The following is an 18,641-nucleotide window of genomic DNA, read 5'->3' as shown; positions in this document are numbered from 1 at the left end:
GGTGTTTCTCCTAACGGGACTGCGACCGGGCGGCGATCAGCCGCTCGCCCAGGCGGGTGAAGATCTTGTTGAGCTCGGCAAGCTCGGTGTCGTCGAGCGCGTCGACGAAGTGCTGGCGCACGGAACGCAGGTGGTGGGGTGCGGCTTCGCGCAGCGCGCGCAGCCCGGCGTCGGTGAGGACGGCCTCGCTGCCGCGCCGGTCTTCGGGACAGGGCTGCCGGGCGACCAGGCCGCGCTTCTCCATGGTGCCGACGTGGTAGGTGAGGCGGCTGGGCGAAAAGATCAGCTTGTTGGCCAGCTCGCCCATCCGGAGCCGCTGCCGCGGTGCCTCGGACAGCAGCACGAGCACGTGGTAGTCGGCGAAGCTGAGCTCGCTCGTCTCCCGCAGGTTGTCTTCGAGCTGGGTCAGCAGGCGCTGACTCCCCTCGATGACGGCTCGCCAGGCGGCCATCTCCGCCGGGCTCAAGGACTTCACGTCGCTCATCACACCTCCGACCGTACTAGGTCTTTCAAATTCGAACAACTATGTCGGCGGCCCGTTCATTCCCTAGGCTGGGTGACGTGGATGACCTTGATCTTGCTGACTGGCGTGAGCGGGTGGCCGCCCTCTACCTCTCCGACGCCGACCTCAACGGGTTCCGGGCGGGGCGGGACGAGTTGTTCGCCTCGCACCCGCAGTCGCCGATCCCCGCCGACGAGCGTCCGGCGTTCCCGGGCCTGCGCTACTTCGACGAGAACCCGGACGCGATCGTCGAGGTGCCGGTGCGCCCGGCCAGCGGCGGCGAGCGGATCGACACCGGCGGCCCGGATGGCGTGGTGAGCTACCGGCGCGCCGGGATCGCCGAGACGCCGTGGGGTCCGCTGACCCTGTGGTGGATCGAGGCCTACGGCGGCGGGCTGTTCCTGCCGTTCCGCGACGGCACGGCCGGCCCGCGCACCTATGGCGGCGGCCGCTACCTGACCGACACGGTCAAGGGCACGTTCGGCCGCGGCCTGGTGCTGCTCGGCTCCGACCGGGTCCGGCTCAACTTCAACTACGCCTACAACCCCAGCTGTGCGTACGACGACCGCTGGGCCTGCCCCCTCGCCCCGGAGGAGAACCGCCTGACCACGCCGATCGAGGCGGGGGAGCTGAATTACCACTGAGGTCCTATCCGGTGGGTCAGTGCGAGCCGAGCCGGAGTCCAGGCGTCGTCTGGTGGTGGCCCGGGATTGCCGGGATACCGGTGTTGTATCTCGGTGATCCCGGGACGCCGCCAGGCGGCGGCTGGGCCCGGCGCAGGCCGCGCTGACCCACCGGATAGGACCTTGGCCGTCTACTGTGGCGGGCGTGCGGGATCTGGGGATCAATCTCGTGGCGAGCGTGCTCGCCGCCGCCGCGGCGTGGCTGGTGCAGCGGGTGGTGGCCCGGCGGCGGTTGGCCCGGATGCGCGGCTTCTTCGGCCTGCGGGCCGGCGTGCCGAGCCTGTTGATCGTCGGCAAGCACTGGTCGTCGCCGCGGGTGGCCAGCGTGCACCGCAACGACGTGGCCGCGCTGGTCGAGTTGGGTGCGATCGTCAAGGAGTGCGGCGCCCGGGCCGACGTCGTGCCGGCCGCCGAGGCGCCGAAGGAGCTGGGCAAGGTGACCGAGTTCTGCGTCGGCAGCACGGAGAGCAACTCGCGCACGACCGCCCACCTCGCGGCGCTGCTGCCGGGGGTGCGGGTGGTCACCTACGGCGAGGGCGGCGATCCGGTGCCGTTCATCGTGGGCGAGGAGCGGTTCGAGCGGCAGCCACACCGGGAGGCCTACGTGCTGGTGGCCCGGGCGGTGCCCACCGCGCACCCGATCTTTCTGCTCATCGGGCAGACCTCGCTGAGCAACCTGGCCGCCGCCCGCTACCTGGCCGGGAACCATCAGGAGCTACGGCGGTCATACGGGGACCAATCCCCGTTCTGCCTGGTGCTCCGGGTGCGTCAGCCGCAGGCCTACGGGCCAGACCTGGTCGAGCTGGCCGCCGACGTGACGGCGGCGGCCTTCGGCGACCCGCCCCCGGCGGCACCGGTGCCGTCACCGCGCCGGCCGTGGCAGTTCCTGACCGGACGACGCTAGAGGCGCCACCCCTGAGCGGGCGGCGCCTCTAGCGGCAGTGCGGCTCAGCTGGCGCCGCTGGCCTGCCAGTTCATCCGGGTGAGGAGCTGGCGGGCGGCGTCGGCGTGTTCCGCGTCGGCCATGACCGCGTATTCGCTGGCCTGCAGCGAGCTGCGCGAGGTGAAGTCGCGCCGCCCGCGGGTCATGGCGTGGGCGAAGGCGCCGAACACGGCACCCCAGAACGCGCCGATCGCCAGTGCGGAGAAGAACACGGCGAACCAGTTGGCGTCCGAGAAGATCCCGAACAGCAGGCCGATGAAGGCGCCGAACCAGGCGCCGCTGGCGAGGCCGGCGAGCGCCGCGCGGCCGGTGGTCAGCCGGCCCAGCACGTTTTCCACGAGGCGCAGGTTGCTGCCCACGATCGCGGTGTATTGGACCGGGAATTGGTTGTCGGAAAGGTAGTCGACCGCCCGCTGGGCGGCGGCGTAGTCGGGGTAGCTCGCGACGGTCACGGTCGCTCGCGGCAGGCCCTGGTCAGCGACCGGGGCACCGCCGAACACACCGCCGCCGAGACCGCTGGCGCCCGGCACCGGAGCGCCGGAACCGGCGGGACCGGGCGGGATGTTGCTGGCCGGCGTCGAAGGTGTGGTCATGGTTCCTCCTTGGTCGCGTACCACTTCCCCGATCTTCGACTGAGTAACCGCTGTTGTGTAAGCGTTCTGCGAACTCCGTCAAATCGCCGTGCACAGAGTGTTACCCAGGCGCCAGTCGGTCGGCGCCTGGAAGGTACCTGTGTAGCTGCCCTGGAAGCCGATCGTGGTGGATCCGCCAGTGGGCAGGGTGCCGTTCCAGGCCAGCGGCCGGGCGGTGAGCTGGGTGCCGGACTGCGACCACGTGGCGCTCCAGCCCTGGGTCAGCCGGGCGTCGCCGCGGGTGGTTGCGGTCAGCGTCCAGCCCGTGACGGAGGCGCCGTTGTTGCGCACCGTCACCTCGAGGGTGAAGCCGCCGGGCCAGGCGTTGGGCCGCAGGCCGACCGAGCAGCCCCCGGCGGGCGGCGTGGTCGGCGGGGTGGTCGTGGGCGGGGTGCTAGTGGGCGGCGTGCTGGTGGGCGGCGCGGTCGTCGGCGGGTTGGACGTCGGCGGGTTCCACGGGCCGGCCGCGATGGCCAGGTCGTAGGCCCGTTGCGGGACGAACTGGCCGGCGCCGGCGATGCAGCCGTCGGCTTCGCCGGGGAGCTTGACCCAGAGGTACGCCGCGATGGCCGAGTCGCCGGTCTGGGTCGTGCTGGGCACGCCGATCGCCCGCCCGGCCGGGTCGCACCACTCGGAGCCGAGCGGCCCGTTGCCGTTGCGGCTGGTGTCGATCACGGCCTTGAGCTGGGGTGCGCCGATCGCGGCCAGCACCGACTTGGCGTAGGGCACGGCCTCGCTGTTGGCCCGGTAGTTGGACACGTTGATCGAGATGCCGTCGGCACTGTTGGCGATGTCGGCGCCGACCAGCCGGGACGCCGCGTCAGCGGCCGAGAGCCAGGCCGAGTGTCCGGCGTCCATGTAGACCTTGGCCTGGGAGGAGCCGGCCTTGAGCTTCTTTCCGGCGTACGCCATGGATGCTTTGGTCTCGGCTTGTTGGCTCGCGTTCTGGCAGTTGGTCATCAGCGGCAGCACGTCGGGCTCGAGAACGATCGTGGCCGGCCGGCCGGCAAGCCCGGCAGCCACCTCGTCGATCCAGGCCCGGTAGGCCGCGTGCGACGGCGCGCCGCCCGAACTGGCACCGCCGCAGTCCCGGTTGGGGATGTCGTAGACGACCATGATCGGGATCTTCCCGGCGGCCGCGGCGGCGCCGACGAACGTGTTCACCTGGCCGCGCACCGTGCTGGTGTTGGTCGTGGTGAACCAGCGGGCCTGCGGCACCTCGGCGATGCGCTCGCGGATGACGGCGGCCTTGCTGTCGTTGGGGTTGGCGGCCACCCAGCGGGCGGCGTTGGTGTCGGGATCGACATAGAAGGCAGAGTCGACCGCGGCGGCACGGGCGGCCGTGGGAAGGCCGGGCGCGACGAACGCGGTCAGGGCGACAGCGAACGCCGCCACGCCGGCAAGCGACGCGCCGACGACAGATCTGCGGTGCATGGCGGTTCTCCTTGGCAAGGGATGCGATAGAGGACCGTCAGTGGAAGCGCTCCCAGGAGCCTACGACAGCACCGCGCCGCTGTGAAGCCCGAGGATTACCGGTAACGCCACTCAACGTCTGAGCGTCGACCCCGCCGAGGGTCGCCTAGGCGTCGGGGCGGGGTTGGCGGGGTTTGAGCATGAAGACGTTGGGTGCCAGTTTCTCCATCGCGCCGTCGCGGGCGACGATCAAGCCCGCCGCGAAGTCGACCAACGGGGTTGGGTCGCCGCCGTCGTCGAGGTTGGTCAGGTCCATCACTACCGTGAAGTCGTGGCAGAAGTAGTGCCCGACGTGGATCACGTCGCTGTAGCTGCGCGGACGGAGGGTCTTGAGCATTACCTCATCCTCCCCCCGCCCGGGGCCGGGAGCCACGCCGTGCGCAGCGTGTCGAGGACCCCGTCGTCCAGGTGGCCGTGCAAAGAGAGCCGGGCCATGCCGCCGTCCGGATAGATGTCCAGGCGTACGTGCGTCACCGGGTCCGTCCGCAGTGGAAAGCGGTGCCGTGTGTCGGGGCGCAGGTCGACCCGGGGCAGCAGCGGGAACCAGGCCGCCGGGTCGGCCGGGTCGGCCTTGCGGTCGTCGACGCCGGTCAGCGCGGCCGCGCCCGGTGCGTTGCCCTTGAAATGTGTCGTGTCCAGCGACGCGAGGCTGATCCGCCCGGGCGCCGCGAGCCGCACCAGCACCCAGTCGTTGCCCGCGTCGCGGCGGCGCCGGGTCTCCCAGCCCTCGCCCATGGTGCGGGCCAGGCCGGGCTCGATGAGCTGCCCGGGCGCGCCGTAGAACAGGTCGCTGCAGCCGACCACCCGGCCCCCGTTCTCGGCCGCGGCCAGGTCGAGAAAGCCGTCCGGGAAGCGCACAGGATCAGGAACCACCTCACCGTGTACGCGCAACCGCGCCACTCCCCCATCCGGATGGATGACCAGCCGCACGTGGGTGACCAACGCGTCGCGGGAGACGGAGAACGGGTTGGCGGTGTCGCCTTGCAGCGGGGAGCGCGACACCAGCGGCACCCAGTCGGCGGCCAGCAGGTCGTCGAGCGACGGGTGGCCGTCGACGCGGCAGCCCTGCACCGACGCCTCGGGCGGGTAGTTGCCCGTGAAGAAGGACGTGTCGACGACCACGCCGCGCACGATGCCGGCCGCGCCGAGGCGGACGATCGCCCAGTCTTCCCCGGGGACGCGGCGGCGGCGGGTCTCCCAACCGTCGTACACCTGGCCCTTGGGTCCGAAGGTCTTCGGTGTGAAACCCGGCGGTTCCGGCGTGACCAGGTTGTCGGCGGCCGCGAACAACTCGTCGTTGGTGCCGACCACGCCACCGCCGAGGCGGCGCGACGCCAGGTCGGTCAGGCCGAGCCAGTTCATCGTGCCTCCAGCAGGTCGGCGGCCCGGCGCAGCAAGCGACCGCGCGGCGGGTCGGAGGGCGAGACCTCGGCGCCGCCGAGCCAGACCCGACGGACAACACCGGTCAACTGCCGGCCGGCGTACGGGGAGACCGGGTGCCGATGGTGCAGCGCCGCCGGGTCGACGGTGAACGTGGCCGCCGGGTCGAAGGCGACCAGGTCGGCGTCGGCGCCCACCGCGATCCGGCCCTTGCCCGCGAGGCCCACCAGGTCGGCCGGGCCGGTCGACATCCAGCGCACCACGTCGGCGATGCCGTGGCCGCGGGCCAGGGCGCCGGTCCAGACCAGCGGCAACCCGAGTTGCAGCGACGCGATGCCGCCCCAGGCCGAACCGAAGTCACCCTGCTTGAGCGCCGGCGTCGACGGCGAGTGGTCGGAGACGACGATGTCGATGGCGCCCGCGGCCAGAGCCGACCACAGCGAGTCGCGGTTCGCGGCGCCGCGAATGGGCGGGCAGCACTTGAACTCGGTGGCGCCGTCGGGGATCTCGTCGGCGTCGAGCGTCAGGTAGTGGGGACAGGTCTCCGCCGTCACGCGCACGCCCCGGGCCCGGCCGGCCGCGACCACGCTCGCCGCCGCCGCGTCGGAGACGTGCAGGATGTGCACCCGGCTCCCGGTCGCCTCGGCCGCGTCCAGTGCGGCGCCGACCGCCGCGCACTCGGCGGCGCCGGGACGCGAGTCCAGGAAGTCGGCGTAGTGCGGGGACGGCGGCGCCGACCGCAGCCGGGCCGGGTCTTCGGCGTGCACGATGAACAGCGCGGACACCGCGGCCATCGCTTCCCGCAGCTCCGCCGGGGAGACCGGCGGGAACTCCGGCACGCCGGAGTCGGCCAGGAACGCCTTGAAGCCGAACACCCCGGCGGCGTGCAGGTCGGCCAGGTCGCCCGTGTTGCCGGGGATCGCCCCTCCCCAGAAGCCCACGTCGACATGGCACTGGCCCGCGGCGGCGTCTCGCTTCGTGGCCAGCGCGGCGGCGGAGACCGTCGGCGGCAGCGAGTTGAGCGGCATGTCGACGATCGTGGTCACCCCGCCGGCGAGCGCGGCCCGGGTGGCCGTGGCGAAGCCCTCCCACTCGGTGCGCCCCGGCTCGTTGACGTGCACGTGCGTGTCGACCAGCCCGGGCATCAGCACCAGGTCACCAAGGTCGACATCGGGAGTCACGGCGCTGGAGGCAACCGACGCGATCGTGCCGTCGCGCACCGCGACCGAAGCCGGCCCGACCGCGCCGTCGGGCAGCACCACCCGGGTAGACCTGATCACGAAGTCCACGGCACCACCCGGCAAGGACGACGAATCACGCGGTCCACTGCGCCACCTGGGGAAGAACGGATCAAGAGGTCCATAAAGCCTCCAGCGACGGGCGGTCGAAAGGAACCTCCGGCGGATCGAGAGCGCCGCAGTCGAGCCCGCGCAGCAGGAAGCCCGCCAGCGCACGGGCCGTCGCCGGCTCGTCGAGGATGCCGCTGGACCTGCGATCGAGGTAGGCGCCCAGGCGTTCGACCGCGGCCCCGGAGGCCGAGCGGAAGAACGCGTAGGTGGCCGCGAACCGGGTCGGGAGCTGGGCCGGGTGCAGGTCCCAGCCCTGATAGAAACCCCGGGCCAGCGACCGCGCCACCAGCCGGTGATGGAGCTGCCAGGCCGCGTGGATGCCGGGCCCGACCGGGAGGACGTTGCACGAACCGTCGCTGAGCCGCACCCCGGTCCCGGCCACCGCCACCTGCATGACCGCCTTGGCGTGGTCGGCGGCCGGGTGGGCCAGGCTCTGCTCCGAGGCGGCGATGCCGAGCGCGGCGCTGTAGTCGTAGGTGCCGTAGTGCAGCCCCACCAGCCGGCCCTCGGCCGCGCCGGCCAGCCGGGCGACGGTCGCGTCCCCGGCCGGCCCGAGCACCGCGAGCGGCGTCTCCACCTGGGCCTCGAACAGCAGCGTTCGCGACGGCAGGCCGTAGGCCAGCTCGAGCTGCCCGCAGAGCAGCGCCATCGCCTCGACCTGGGCCGGCGCGCTCACCTTGGGCAGGGTCACCAGGAAGCCCGGCGGCAGCGCGTCGCCCACCGCCGAGAGGAACAGGTCGAGGGTGCGCACGCCGCGGCGGCGGGTCGCCGCCTCCAGTGACTTGATCCGCAGGCCGATGAACGGCGGCGCGGGTGCGAGCGACAGCAGCGCGGCTCCGGCGGCCGCCGCGGCGGCGTCTTCGGTGTCGTCGCCGCGGGAGCCGTAGCCGTCTTCGAAGTCGATCCGCAGGTCTTCGATCGGCTCGCGGTCGAGCTTGGCCACCACCCGGTCGCGCAGCTCCTCCGGAAAGGGCAGCGGCGGCGAGCCTTCCAGCGCCGCGCGCGCCGCGGCGCCCCAGGCCGAGACGACCGAGGGCACGAACTTGTCGGCGGGTACGTAAACGGTGTGCACCGGCTGCCGCCCGGTCACCGCGGGCCGGTGCCGGTCGCGCAGCACCGCGTCGACCGGTGCGAGCCGCTGGTCGAGGTCGCGGTAGACCGCTTCCGGCAGCCGCCTGCTCATCGCGCCCTGTTCGACGGCCCGCCGATGGGACCGGCGGGGCACGCGATGTGGTCCGGGCGGACCGGCACCCGGTTGAGCGCCAGGCCGGTGGCCGCCCGGATCGCCGCGACGACGGCGGGGGTCGACGAGATGGTCGGCGGTTCGCCCACCCCGCGCAGGCCGTAGGGCGCGGTCGGGTCGCCCAGCTCGAGCACGTCGACCGACATCGGCGGCATGTCGAGGATCGTGGGAATCAGGTAGTCGGTGAAGGACGGGTTGCGGATCACCCCGTCGACCACCTGGATCTCCTCCATCACGGCCAGCCCGAGGCCCTGCGCGGTGCCGCCCTGGATCTGGCCGACCACCGCCTGCGGGTTGACCGCCTTGCCGACGTCTTGCGCGGTGGCGATCTCCACGACCCGGACGAGGCCGAGCTCGGTGTCGACGTCGACGACCGCCCGGTGTGCCGCGAACGCGTATTGCACGTGGGCGTCGCCCTGGCCGGTCGCCGGGTCGAGTGGCGAGGTCGGCTTGTGCCGCCACTCCACCGTCTCCTCGACCGTGTCGTCGCCGAGCAGCTCGACCAGGGAGGCGATCACCGAGCCGTCGGCGGCGACCACCTTGCCGTCGACCAGGGACAGCTCGTCGGTGCGGCCGAGCCGACCGAGCACGGTGGCCCGCACCGCCTGGCAGGCCGCCCGCACCGCGCCGCCGGTCATGTAGGTCTGCCGGGACGCCGACGACGAGCCGGCGCTGCCCACCGAGGTGTCGGCCGTCGCGACCGAGACCCGGGCGACGCCGAGTTCGGTGCGGGCGATCTGCGCCTGCACGGTGACCAGGCCCTGGCCGACCTCGGCGGCGGCGGTGTGCACCAGCACCGCCGGCTCGCCGCCGATCACGGTCAGCCGGACCCGCGCGGTGGAATAGTCGTCGAAGCCCTCGGAGAAGCAGACGTTCTTGATGCCGATCGCGTAGCCGACGCCGCGCACCACGCCCTCGCCGTGGGTGGTGTTGGCCACCCCGCCGGGCCGCTCGCGGTCGTCGCCCGCGTAGGGCGCCGGCAGGGGCCGGTCGCGGACCAGCGCGAGCAGGTCGGCGACCGGGGCCGGGCCGTCGACGATCTGGCCGGTCGGCATCACCGAGCCGGTCGTCATCGCGTTGCGCCGGCGGATCTCGACCGGGTCGACGCCGATCGCGGCGGCCAGCTTGTCCATCTGCGACTCGTAGGCGAAGCAGGCCTGCACCGCGCCGAAGCCGCGCATCGCGCCGCAGGGCGGGTTGTTGGTGTAGACCCCGTAGGCGTCGATCACCACGGTCGGCACCTCGTAGGGCCCGACGCCCAGCGTCGCCGCGTTGGCCACCACGGCCGGCGTCGACGAGGTGTAGGCGCCGCCGTCGAGCACGATCCGGGCCTTGACGTAGACCAGCTTCCCGGTGCGGTCGGCGCCGTGCTCGTAGAACATCCGCGCCGGGTGCCGGTGCACGTGGCCGAAGAAGGACTCCTCCCGGCCGTACACCATTTTGACGGGTTTTCCGGTGTGCAGCGCGAGCAGACTGGCGTGCACCTGCATGGAGAGGTCTTCGCGCGCGCCGAAGGCGCCGCCGACACCGGCCAGGCTGAGCCGCACCTTCTCGGTCGGCAGGCCCAGGCACGCGGCGACCTGCCGCTGGTCGACGTGCAACCACTGGGTGGCGACGAACAGGTCGATCCCACCGTCTTCGGCCGGCACGGCGAGCCCCGACTCGGGGCCGAGGAACGCCTGGTCCTGCATCCCGACCTCGTAGGTGCCGGTGACCACCACGTCGGCCGTGAGCGCGCCGCCGCCGGCCGAGGCGAAACGGTGCACCGGCACGTGCCGGACCAGGTCGCCGCGGGCCAGCGCTTCCTCGGCGTCGGTGACCGGTGCCCGGACCGCGTATTCGACCCGGATGCGGGCGGCGGCGCGGCGGGCGGTCTCCGGGTGGTCGGCGGCCACGATCGCGACCGGCTCGCCCTCGTAGCGCACCTCGTCGACGGCGAGCACCGGCTGGTCGACCACTTCGAGCCCGTAATGCTTGGCACCGGGTATGTCGTCAGCGGTCAGCACCGCGTAGACGCCGGGCAGGGCCAGCGCGGCGCTGATGTCGATCTCGCGGATCTCGGCGCTCGGGTGTGGCGAGCGCAGCGTCGCGCCCCAGAGCATCTCGTCGGCCCACAGGTCGGACGAGTAGGCGAACTCGCCGGATACCTTGAGGATCCCGTCGGGGCGCTGCGGTGAGGTGCCGACGCCGCCGGCGACGGTGGTCGTCTCTTTCAGAGCAGAGGTCATCGGGCCCTCCGGAGCAGCGCGCGGTGGGCTCGGCGGGTGCGCCGGGTCAGGTCACGGTCGTCGGCTGTGCGCAACTCCCCGTATTCGACGATCGTCCGGCCACCGACGGTCAGCAGTTCGAGCGTGGCCGGCGGGCCGAAGACCAGCGCGGTGACCGGGTCGTCGATGCCGACGTGCCCGAGGTCGTCGAGGCGCCAGAGCGCCAGGTCGGCGAGCTTGCCCTTCTCGATCGAGCCGAGGTCGGCCTCGCGACCCAGGCAGCGGGCGCCGCCCATGGTGCCCAGCCGGAGCGCCTCGCGAGCGGTCAGCCCGGTCGGGCCGCCGCGCAGCCGGGCCGTGTAGAGCGCCTGCCGCAACTCGGCGCCGAGCTGGTTGGCCTCCTGCGATGCGGCGCCGTCGACGCCGAGCCCGACCGGGACGCCGGCGTCGAGCAACTCGCGCACCCGGGCCATGCCGGCACCGAGTCGGGCGTTGGAGCTCGGGCAGTGCGCGACCGCGGTGCCGGTCGCCGCCAGCTTGCCGATCGCCGCGTCGTCGAGGTGCACCGCGTGGGCCAGCCAGACGTCGGTGCCGAGCCAGCCGAGCCGCTCGGCGTATTCGACCGGCGTGCAGCCGAACTGCTCGCGGCAGAAATCGGTCTCGTCGGCGGTCTCGGCCAGGTGGGTGTGCAGCCGCACGCCGTGTCGCCGGGCCAGCGTCGCCGCCTCTTCCATCAGCCGGCCGGTCACCGAGAACGGCGAGCAGGGCGCGACCGCGATCTGGAGCATCGAGTCGGGCGCCGGGTCGTGGTAGCGGGTGATCGCCTCCTCGGTGGCGGCGAGCGCGTCGTCGGTCTTCTCCACCACCTCGTCGGGCGGCAGCCCGCCGGCCGACCGGCCCAGGTCCATCGAGCCGCGGGTGGGATGGAAGCGCAGGCCGACCTCCTGCGCGGCGGCCACCTGGGCGGCCATCAGGTCGCCGGCCGCACCCGGGTAGACGTAGTGGTGATCGGTGCTGGTCGTGCAGCCGGACATGGCCAGCCAGCCGAGCCCGGCCGCGGTGGTGGCCGAGACCGTCTCGGCGTCGAGGCCGGCCCAGATCGGGTAGAGCGTGGTCAGCCACTCGAAGAGGGTGCCGTCGGGCGCGAAGCCGCGGGTCGCCCACTGGTAGAGGTGGTGGTGGGTATTGACCAGGCCCGGGGTGAGCAGGCAACCGGTGCCGTCGACGCGGCGGACCGACTGGAAGCGGCCGGCGTGCCCGGCGCCGACGGAGGCGATGCGCCCGTCGTCGCCGATCACCACGTGGCCGTCGACGTATTCGGTGCCGGCGGCGTCGACGGTCGCGATCGCGCAGTTTTCGATCAGAATCATGACGTCGCCGCCAGCCGGACCGCTTCCATGATCTTCTCGTAGCCGGTGCAGCGGCACAGGTTGCCGGCCAGCGCCTCGCGGATGTCGGGGTCGCTCGGCGCCGGGTCGCGGGCCAGCAGGTCGTGCACCGCGACGATCAGGCCGGGCGTGCAGAACCCGCACTGGACGGCGCCGGTGGCCAGGAACGCCCGCTGCACCCGGTCGAGCTGCTCTTCGCCGGTGCCGGGCGCGAGCCCTTCGACCGTGGTCACCGCGCGGCCGTGTGCCTGGCCGGCCGCGACCAGGCAGGCGCACACCGGCACCCCGTCGAGGTAGACCGTGCAGGAACCGCACTCGCCCTGCTCGCAGGCGTTCTTCGCGCCGGGCAGACCGAGCCGCTCGCGGAGCACGTAGAGCAGGCTCTCGCCGGGCCAGACGTCGTCGGCATCCCGGGCCTCGCCGTTGACCTCGAAGCTGACCCTCATCGCGCACCTCCCAGATCCGCCCAGGCCCAGCCGAGCGTGCGGCGGGCCAGCACGGCCAGCGCGTGCCGCCGATAGTCGGCGCTGCCCCGCACGTCGTCAATCGGCCGTGCGGCCGCGCCGACCAGGTCACCGAACCGGGCCGCCACCGCCGCCGGAACCGGACCGAGGGACTCCCATGGCAGTTCAGCGGCCAGGAACGAGGCGGCCTCGGTGGCGCGCAGCGGGGTCGGCCCGGCCGAGCCGATCCCGGTGCCCACGCTATGGGTCCGCGGGTCGAGCGACAGTGCGAACGAGCAGACCGCGATCACCATCGCGTTGCGGGTGCCGACCTTGGCGAACTGCTCAGCGCCCGGGACGGCCGGCACCAGGAACGCGGCGATCAGCTCGTCGGGCGTCTCGACCGAGCGCTTGGGGCCGACGAAGAACTCGGCGGCGGGCACCCGGCGGGTGCCCCGGGCCGACGCGAGTTCGACCAGAGCGCCGGACGCCAGCAGCGCGGGGTGCGCGTCACCGGCCGGCGACGCGGAGCCCAGGTTGCCGCCGACCGTGCCCCGGTTGCGGATCTGCGGCGAGCCGACCGTGCGGGCGGCCAGCGCGAGCCCGGGGACCCGGCCGGCCAGTTCGTCGATCAGCCGCCGGTAGGTAACGCCGGCGCCGATCCGCAGCAGGTCGCCGTCGGTGCCCCAGTCGGTGAGCGCGCCGACCCGGGTCAGGTCGAGCAGCGCCGCCGGCCGGGACCGGTCGAAGTTGAGGTCGACCATCACGTCGGTGCCACCGGCGATCGGCACGGCGTCGGGGTGGGCCGCCTTCGCGGCGAGGGCTTCGGCCCAGTCGGCCGGTCGCAGGAACTCCATGGTCACCACGCCTCCGGCGCCGGGGGCGCGTCGTCACGAAGCACGGTGCCCTCGATCAGCCCGTAGGGCCGGTCGGTGGCGACGTAGACCTCGTTGTCGTTGTCGAGCCCGAACGGCGCCAGGTCGACCAGGAAGTGGTGCTTGTTGGGCAGCACCAGGCGCACCTCGGCGAGCTCCGGCTGTTTCTCCAGGGCCCGCGAACCCATCGCGTAGAGCGTCTGCTGTAGCGAGTAGCTGTAGGTCTCGACGAACGCCTCGACCAGCGCGTCGCGGACGCCCTGGAAGGACGCGCCCCACGACGCGGCGGCGCCGACCGAGGCCCAGCGCCAGCGGGCGGAGACCTCGGTGGCCAGGACCCGGTCGGTGGTCTCGGGCAGCGTCGTGTAGCCGTCGCGCACGTAGCCGTGGAACTCGGAGTCGGTGGTGTTGAGCAGCACCAGGCCGGCCAGGCCGCTGACCACGTGGGACGCGTCGCCGGTCACGGTCACCGACGCGACCCGGGTCGGGCCGCCGTCGCGGGCGAACGAGTGCGGGCCGAGCCGCGACCACGGGTGCTCGATCAGGTCGACCCGGGCCCACGAGATGGTCGGCTGGGTGTCGACGAAGTGCCGGGCCAGCAGCAGGCCGAACGCCTCCGGCTCGCCGACGCCGTAGCGCTTCGCGAACGCGTACACCGTGTTCTTCTGGGTGTCGGTCGGAAGCACGCCGCTGTTGTCGCCCTCGTGCGCGGCGGCCAGGTCGCCGGCCAGCGCCACGCTGACGGTCAGGTCGCGCAGTTCGTGGCGGGCGCCGTCGCGGACCACCCGGACGAGGCGGACCTCGGCCTTGCCGTAGCGGTTGTCGCCCAGGGTGATCGCCATCGGCTCAGCTCCCCCGGTAGGTCGTGTAGCCGTGCCGGTTGAGCAGCAGCGGCACGTGGTGGTGCTGGTCGGGCGCGGTGACCCGGAACCCGATGGTGATCTCCGGGAAGAAGGTCGCGCCGTCGAGATAGCCGGCGACGTCGAAGACCAGCCGGTAGTCGCCGGCCGCCCAGCCGTCTTCCGGGACCCACTCGCGCAGCCGGCCGTCGTCGTCGGTGCGCCCCTTGGCCAGCGTCTCGGCGCCGCGCTCGAGCCGCACCGGCACGCCGGCCGCGGGCCGGCCCCGCTCGAGGTCGAGCACGTGGGTGGACAGCGGCGCGGTCGGATCGGTGACCAGCCGTTCGAGCCGGAGCAACGCGATCTTGCGGAGCTCTTCCTGGACCGTGCGGCGCTCGGTCTCGTCGTCGTTGTCGAGCCGGTGGCGCAGCGCGTCGAGGATCTCGGCCTGCGACTTGCCCGTCGCGAAGATGAGGAACACCTGGTCGAAGCGGCGCTCGTAGTCGAGGTTGGCCCGCTTGAGCGCGGTGCGGGTGTCGGCGTCGGCCGCCACACCGGCCTGCTCGCGGCGCGACCAGGCCGACTCGCGGTCGCCGCCGGCCGGGCGCTCGCCGATGCGGGGGTGTGCGGAGATCGCGAGCGAGACCTCGGCCCAGGTCAGCCGGCGCAGTGCGGCATCAGCGGCGGCGAGCAGCGTGGCCCGGTCTGGATAGGGGCGGCCGGCGGCAACCACCTCGACCCACGCGGGCGCCGCGCAACAGGCGAGCAACTCGCGCTCGGCCTCGGCGGGTGGGAGCCGGTTGAACCGGTCGACGTCGGCGATGACGCCCCCTTAAAAGACGGATACCGCATGACTACTCCAGCACCGCCCCCCGATCAAGACGTTTGCGCACCCGGTGGCGGCGTGTCTTGGTCGTCGGGGGTGTCCAGGTCGGTGTCGTCGGCGACATCGCCGCACGGGACGACGGTGACGGCAGCGGCGTGGGCACGCAAATACGCCCGGGCACCGGCGTCGCCGGTGGCGGTCTCGGCGACACCGGTCCAGTGGTCGCGGCCGAGCACGACCGGGTGGCCACGGCGATCGTCGTAGCCGCCCATGGCCAGGGTCTGCCGGTCGGCGCCGGCAGTGACCCGGGCGACAGCGGCCGCTGTGACGCCGGGCATGTCGACCAGTAACACCGCTGCGGCCGACGCGTCCGTGGCTCTCAGTGCCGCTAGACCGGCGCGCAATGACGAGGCCATTCCGCTGGCCCACTCCGGGTTGTCGACGAGGACCGCGTCGCCGAGGTCGGCCTCGGCGCGGACCCGGTCGGCGGCGGCGCCGACCACGACGAAGACCGGTGCGAGGCCGCCGGCGCGGGCGGTGGCGACGGCGCGTTCCACCAGAAGTGCGCCGTCGCGGCGGACGAGCGCCTTGGGTCCGCCGTAGCGCCGGCCAGCGCCGGCGGCGAGCACGAGCCCGGCCGTCTTCATGGCTTCAAACCCTAGTCCGGCAGAAAATCTTGAGCATTACACCCCGATATGCCCCATTAGCGTGCTATCTCCATCGGCCGTTCGGCTAGCTTTTCGCTAGCCGTCCGGGCTACGGTGACTTCCGAACGGTTATCCATGCTTCACAGCAAATATCAGTTCCACTCATATATCGCGCACGAATGCAGGAGGTCCCCCCATGACCGTGCAGACGGTGGACAAGGTCGACGCACCGCATACCGAGGCGCCGGCGGCCATAGCCACGAAGCCCACCGACACCGCGACCGAGCTGCTCCACGCGATGGCCGCGCTGCCCGCCGGCCACCCGTCCCGGGCCCGGCTGCGGGACCGCACGATCGAGGCCTGGCTCCCCCTGGCCCAACACCTCGCCCACCGCTACAGCGGCCGCGGCGAGCCCACCGACGACCTGCTCCAGACCGCGTCCGTCGGCCTGATCAAGGCCGTCGACAAGTTCGACCCCGAGCGCGGCGTCGACTTCGCCGGCTACGCCATCCCGACCATCATCGGCGAGCTCAAGCGACACTTCCGCGACCGCACCTGGGACATCCGGGTCCCCCGCCGGCTCCAGGAGCTGCGGCTGTCCATCTCGGAGGCCAACAGCACCCTGCTGCAGACCCTCGGCCGCTCCCCCACGGTCGCCGACATCGCGGCACACCTCAAGACCACCGAGGAAGAGGTCCTCGAGGGCCTCGAAGGCGCCCGCGCCTACAACGCCGTCTCCCTGTCGACCCCGACCGGCGACGGCGAGCGCGGCACCGAACTCGGCGACCTGCTCGGCTCCGACGACACCTCGTTCGAGCTGGCCGAGCTGCGGGTCGCCCTCGGCCCGGCGCTGGCCACCCTCGACGAGCGCGAGCAGAAGATCCTCACCCTGCGGTTCTACGGCAACCTGACCCAGTCGCAGATCGCCGACCAGATCGGCGTCTCGCAGATGCACGTCTCCCGGCTGCTCGCCCGCGCGCTGACCAAGCTGCGCGGCCAGCTCGGCGACTCGGTCTGAGGTCTGAGCTACTGAGGCAAGAGCACGAGCGGGCCATACCAGCGCGATTTTGGTTCAATTCGGACTAAAAGCCGCTACTCTGCGGAGATGCTGGTATGGCCCGGCCGGCGCTACCCGCTCGGAGCGACATACGACGGGGTCGGCACGAACTTCGCGGTGTACTCCGCGGTCGCCGAGGCGGTCGAGCTGTGCCTGTTCGACGCCACGGGCGACGAGCAACGGATCGACCTCACCGAAGTCGACGCGTACGTCTGGCACGTGTTCCTGACCGGTGTCCAGCCGGGCCAGCGCTACGGGTTCCGGGTCTACGGCCCGTGGGATCCCGCCAAGGGCCTGCGTTGCAACCCGCACAAGCTGCTGCTCGACCCCTACGCGAAGGCCATCGACGGCGACGTCGACTGGCATCCCGCGCTCTACGGGCACGACCTGAGCGACGCCGACACGATGTCGACCACCGACTCGGCGCCCTACCTGCCGAAAGCCGTCGTGGTGAATCCCTACTTCGACTGGGGCAACGACCGCACGCCGCGCACGCCCTACCACGACACGGTGATCTACGAGGCGCACGTCAAGGGGCTCACCGCCAAGCTGCCGGAGGTGCCCGAGGAGTTGCGCGGCACGTACGCGGGGCTGGCCCACCCGGCGTCGATCGAGCACCTGAGCCGGCTCGGGGTGACCGCCGTCGAGTTGATGCCGGTGCAGCAGTTCGTGCACGACCAGCACCTCACCGACCGGGGCCTGCGCAACTACTGGGGCTACAACACGATCGGCTACTTCGCGCCCTACCACGGCTATTCCGCGATGGGCCGGCACGGCCAGCAGGTGCAGGAGTTCCGCGGGATGGTCCGGGCGCTGCACTCAGCGGGCATCGAGGTGATCCTCGACGTCGTCTACAACCACACCGGCGAGGGCAACCACCTCGGGCCGACGCTCGGCTTCCGGGGGTTCGACAACCCCGGCTACTACCGGCTCTCCGACGAAGACCCGCGCTACTACATGGACTACACGGGCACCGGCAACTCGCTCAACGTACGCAGCCCGATCTCGCTCCAATTGATCATGGATTCGCTGCGCTACTGGGTGCAGGAGATGCACGTCGACGGCTTCCGCTTCGACCTGGCCGCCGCGCTGGCCCGCGAGTTCTACGAGGTCGACCGGCTGTCCACGTTCTTCGAGGTGGTGCAGCAGGACCCGGTGGTCAGCGCGGTCAAGCTGATCGCGGAGCCGTGGGACGTCGGGCCCGGCGGCTACCAGGTGGGCAACTTCCCGCCGCTGTGGACCGAATGGAACGGCAAGTTCCGCGACACCGTCCGCGACTTCTGGCGCGGCGTCCCGGGCAGCCTCGCCGAGTTCGCCACCCGGATCAGCGGCTCGGCCGACCTCTACCAGGACGACGGCCGCCGGCCGGTGGCCAGCATCAACTTCGTCACCTGCCACGACGGGTTCACCCTCGGCGACCTGGTCGCCTACAACGACAAGCACAACGAGGCCAACGGCGAGAACAACCGCGACGGCTCCTCGGACAACCGGTCGTGGAACTGCGGCGTCGAGGGCCCGACCGCCGACCGCGACGTGCTCGCGCTGCGGGCCCGGCAGCGCCGCAACTTCCTGGCGACGCTGTTCCTCTCGCAGGGCGTGCCGATGCTCGGGCACGGCGACGAGTTGGGCCGGTCGCAGCGCGGCAACAACAACGGCTACTGCCAGGACAACGAGTTGACCTGGGTCGACTGGGACCGGGTCGACGAGCACCTGCTGTCGTTCGTCCGCAAGCTGGCCGCGTTCCGGGCCCGGCACCGGATCTTCCGGCGCCGCCGGTTCTTCACGGGCGCGCCGGTCGCCGGCCGCGACGTGACCACCCCGGTCGCCGACATGGCCTGGTTCACGCCCGACGGGGCGCCGATCTCCGACTGGGACGGTGTCGTCAACGCGCTCACCCTCTTCGTCAACGGCGAGGGCATCAAAGAGCGCGGCCGGTACGGGCAGCGCCAGGTCGACGACTCCTTCCTGCTCTGCTTCAACGGCCACCACGAGCCGCTGTCGTTCGCGTTGCCGCCGGCCGAGTACGGCGAGAAGTGGCAGGTGGTCTTCGACACCGCCCAGGTCGAGCCGATCGACCCCGCGCCCACCGTCGGCGCCGGCGGCCGGACCACCGTCGCGGAGCGCAGCCTGCTCGTCCTCGACCGGGAAGTGTGA

The 18,641-nt window shown here is 72.3% G+C and carries 18 protein-coding genes; 4 read left to right on the top strand and 14 right to left on the bottom strand.

Annotation, left to right across the window (positions count from 1 at the left end):
- Positions 1 to 10: 10 nt before the first annotated feature.
- On the bottom strand, positions 11 to 484 hold the full coding sequence (locus DFJ67_RS22810) for a MarR family winged helix-turn-helix transcriptional regulator (protein ID WP_116069857.1): 474 nt from the start codon (positions 482 to 484) through the stop codon (positions 11 to 13).
- A gap of 77 nt (positions 485 to 561) precedes the next feature.
- Here DFJ67_RS22810 and DFJ67_RS22805 point away from each other — a divergent pair, with 77 nt between their 5' ends.
- Positions 562 to 1,146, top strand: a complete 585-nt coding sequence (locus DFJ67_RS22805; protein ID WP_116069856.1) for a DUF1684 domain-containing protein — start codon at positions 562 to 564, stop codon at positions 1,144 to 1,146.
- A gap of 184 nt (positions 1,147 to 1,330) precedes the next feature.
- Positions 1,331 to 2,089 (top strand): hypothetical protein, encoded by a 759-nt coding sequence (locus tag DFJ67_RS22800; protein ID WP_203784489.1) that lies wholly within the window; start codon positions 1,331 to 1,333, stop codon positions 2,087 to 2,089.
- Positions 2,090 to 2,133: 44 nt separating this feature from the next.
- On the opposite strand, the gene DFJ67_RS22795 is transcribed toward DFJ67_RS22800, so the two are convergent.
- From DFJ67_RS22795 to DFJ67_RS22735, 13 genes are all read right to left on the bottom strand, one after another.
- Positions 2,134 to 2,721 carry a general stress protein gene (locus DFJ67_RS22795; RefSeq protein WP_116069855.1) on the bottom strand — a complete coding sequence of 196 codons (588 nt, stop codon included), beginning with the start codon at positions 2,719 to 2,721 and terminating at the stop codon, positions 2,134 to 2,136.
- 78 nt (positions 2,722 to 2,799) lie between these two features.
- Positions 2,800 to 4,194 carry a glycoside hydrolase family 6 protein gene (locus DFJ67_RS22790; protein WP_116069854.1) on the bottom strand — a complete coding sequence of 465 codons (1,395 nt, stop codon included), beginning with the start codon at positions 4,192 to 4,194 and terminating at the stop codon, positions 2,800 to 2,802.
- A gap of 145 nt (positions 4,195 to 4,339) precedes the next feature.
- Complete coding sequence (gene sepF, locus DFJ67_RS22785; RefSeq protein WP_116069853.1) at positions 4,340 to 4,570, bottom strand: cell division protein SepF; 231 nt, start codon at positions 4,568 to 4,570, stop codon at positions 4,340 to 4,342.
- A complete protein-coding gene (gene alc, locus DFJ67_RS22780) occupies positions 4,570 to 5,595 on the bottom strand; it encodes an allantoicase (protein ID WP_116069852.1) in 1,026 nt (341 codons plus the stop codon). Before alc ends, sepF begins: the two co-directional genes overlap by 1 nt.
- On the bottom strand, positions 5,592 to 6,893 hold the full coding sequence (allB, locus tag DFJ67_RS22775) for an allantoinase AllB (protein ID WP_239097645.1): 1,302 nt from the start codon (positions 6,891 to 6,893) through the stop codon (positions 5,592 to 5,594). Before allB ends, alc begins: the two co-directional genes overlap by 4 nt.
- Positions 6,894 to 6,963: 70 nt before the next feature.
- Positions 6,964 to 8,145, bottom strand: coding sequence for a DUF6986 family protein (locus tag DFJ67_RS22770; protein ID WP_116076565.1), 1,182 nt, complete (start codon positions 8,143 to 8,145; stop codon positions 6,964 to 6,966).
- Positions 8,142 to 10,433 (bottom strand): xanthine dehydrogenase subunit D, encoded by a 2,292-nt coding sequence (pucD, locus tag DFJ67_RS22765; protein ID WP_116069850.1) that lies wholly within the window; start codon positions 10,431 to 10,433, stop codon positions 8,142 to 8,144. The genes DFJ67_RS22770 and pucD overlap by 4 nt, the downstream gene beginning before the upstream one ends.
- Positions 10,430 to 11,782: an 8-oxoguanine deaminase gene (locus tag DFJ67_RS22760; protein WP_116069849.1), complete on the bottom strand. Its 1,353-nt coding sequence runs from the start codon at positions 11,780 to 11,782 to the stop codon at positions 10,430 to 10,432. Before DFJ67_RS22760 ends, pucD begins: the two co-directional genes overlap by 4 nt.
- Positions 11,779 to 12,246: a (2Fe-2S)-binding protein gene (locus tag DFJ67_RS22755; protein ID WP_116069848.1), complete on the bottom strand. Its 468-nt coding sequence runs from the start codon at positions 12,244 to 12,246 to the stop codon at positions 11,779 to 11,781. Before DFJ67_RS22755 ends, DFJ67_RS22760 begins: the two co-directional genes overlap by 4 nt.
- Positions 12,243 to 13,100 (bottom strand): FAD binding domain-containing protein, encoded by an 858-nt coding sequence (locus DFJ67_RS22750; protein ID WP_116069847.1) that lies wholly within the window; start codon positions 13,098 to 13,100, stop codon positions 12,243 to 12,245. Before DFJ67_RS22750 ends, DFJ67_RS22755 begins: the two co-directional genes overlap by 4 nt.
- 2 nt (positions 13,101 to 13,102) lie before the next feature.
- The gene (gene pucL / locus DFJ67_RS22745) at positions 13,103 to 13,960 is read right to left on the bottom strand and encodes a factor-independent urate hydroxylase (protein ID WP_116069846.1); all 858 of its coding nucleotides are present in this window, start codon (positions 13,958 to 13,960) and stop codon (positions 13,103 to 13,105) included.
- A gap of 4 nt (positions 13,961 to 13,964) precedes the next feature.
- The gene (gene uraD / locus DFJ67_RS43925; RefSeq protein WP_116069845.1) at positions 13,965 to 14,780 is read right to left on the bottom strand and encodes a 2-oxo-4-hydroxy-4-carboxy-5-ureidoimidazoline decarboxylase; all 816 of its coding nucleotides are present in this window, start codon (positions 14,778 to 14,780) and stop codon (positions 13,965 to 13,967) included.
- Positions 14,781 to 14,833: 53 nt separating this feature from the next.
- Entirely contained in the window at positions 14,834 to 15,430 is a 597-nt protein-coding gene (locus DFJ67_RS22735; RefSeq protein WP_116069844.1) for a nucleotidyltransferase family protein, read from the bottom strand.
- 298 nt (positions 15,431 to 15,728) lie between these two features.
- On the opposite strand from DFJ67_RS22735, the gene DFJ67_RS22730 reads away from it, so the two are divergent.
- Together DFJ67_RS22730 and glgX are read left to right on the top strand one after the other, a co-directional pair.
- Entirely contained in the window at positions 15,729 to 16,448 is a 720-nt protein-coding gene (locus DFJ67_RS22730) for a SigB/SigF/SigG family RNA polymerase sigma factor (protein ID WP_244940464.1), read from the top strand.
- Positions 16,449 to 16,535: 87 nt separating this feature from the next.
- A complete protein-coding gene (glgX, locus tag DFJ67_RS22725; protein WP_116069842.1) occupies positions 16,536 to 18,641 on the top strand; it encodes a glycogen debranching protein GlgX in 2,106 nt (701 codons plus the stop codon).

The sequence above is a fragment of the Asanoa ferruginea genome, from assembly GCF_003387075.1.
GTDB lineage: Bacteria > Actinomycetota > Actinomycetes > Mycobacteriales > Micromonosporaceae > Asanoa > Asanoa ferruginea.
Note: the sequence above shows the minus strand (reverse complement) of the source record. Positions and strands in the feature narration are given on the sequence as shown.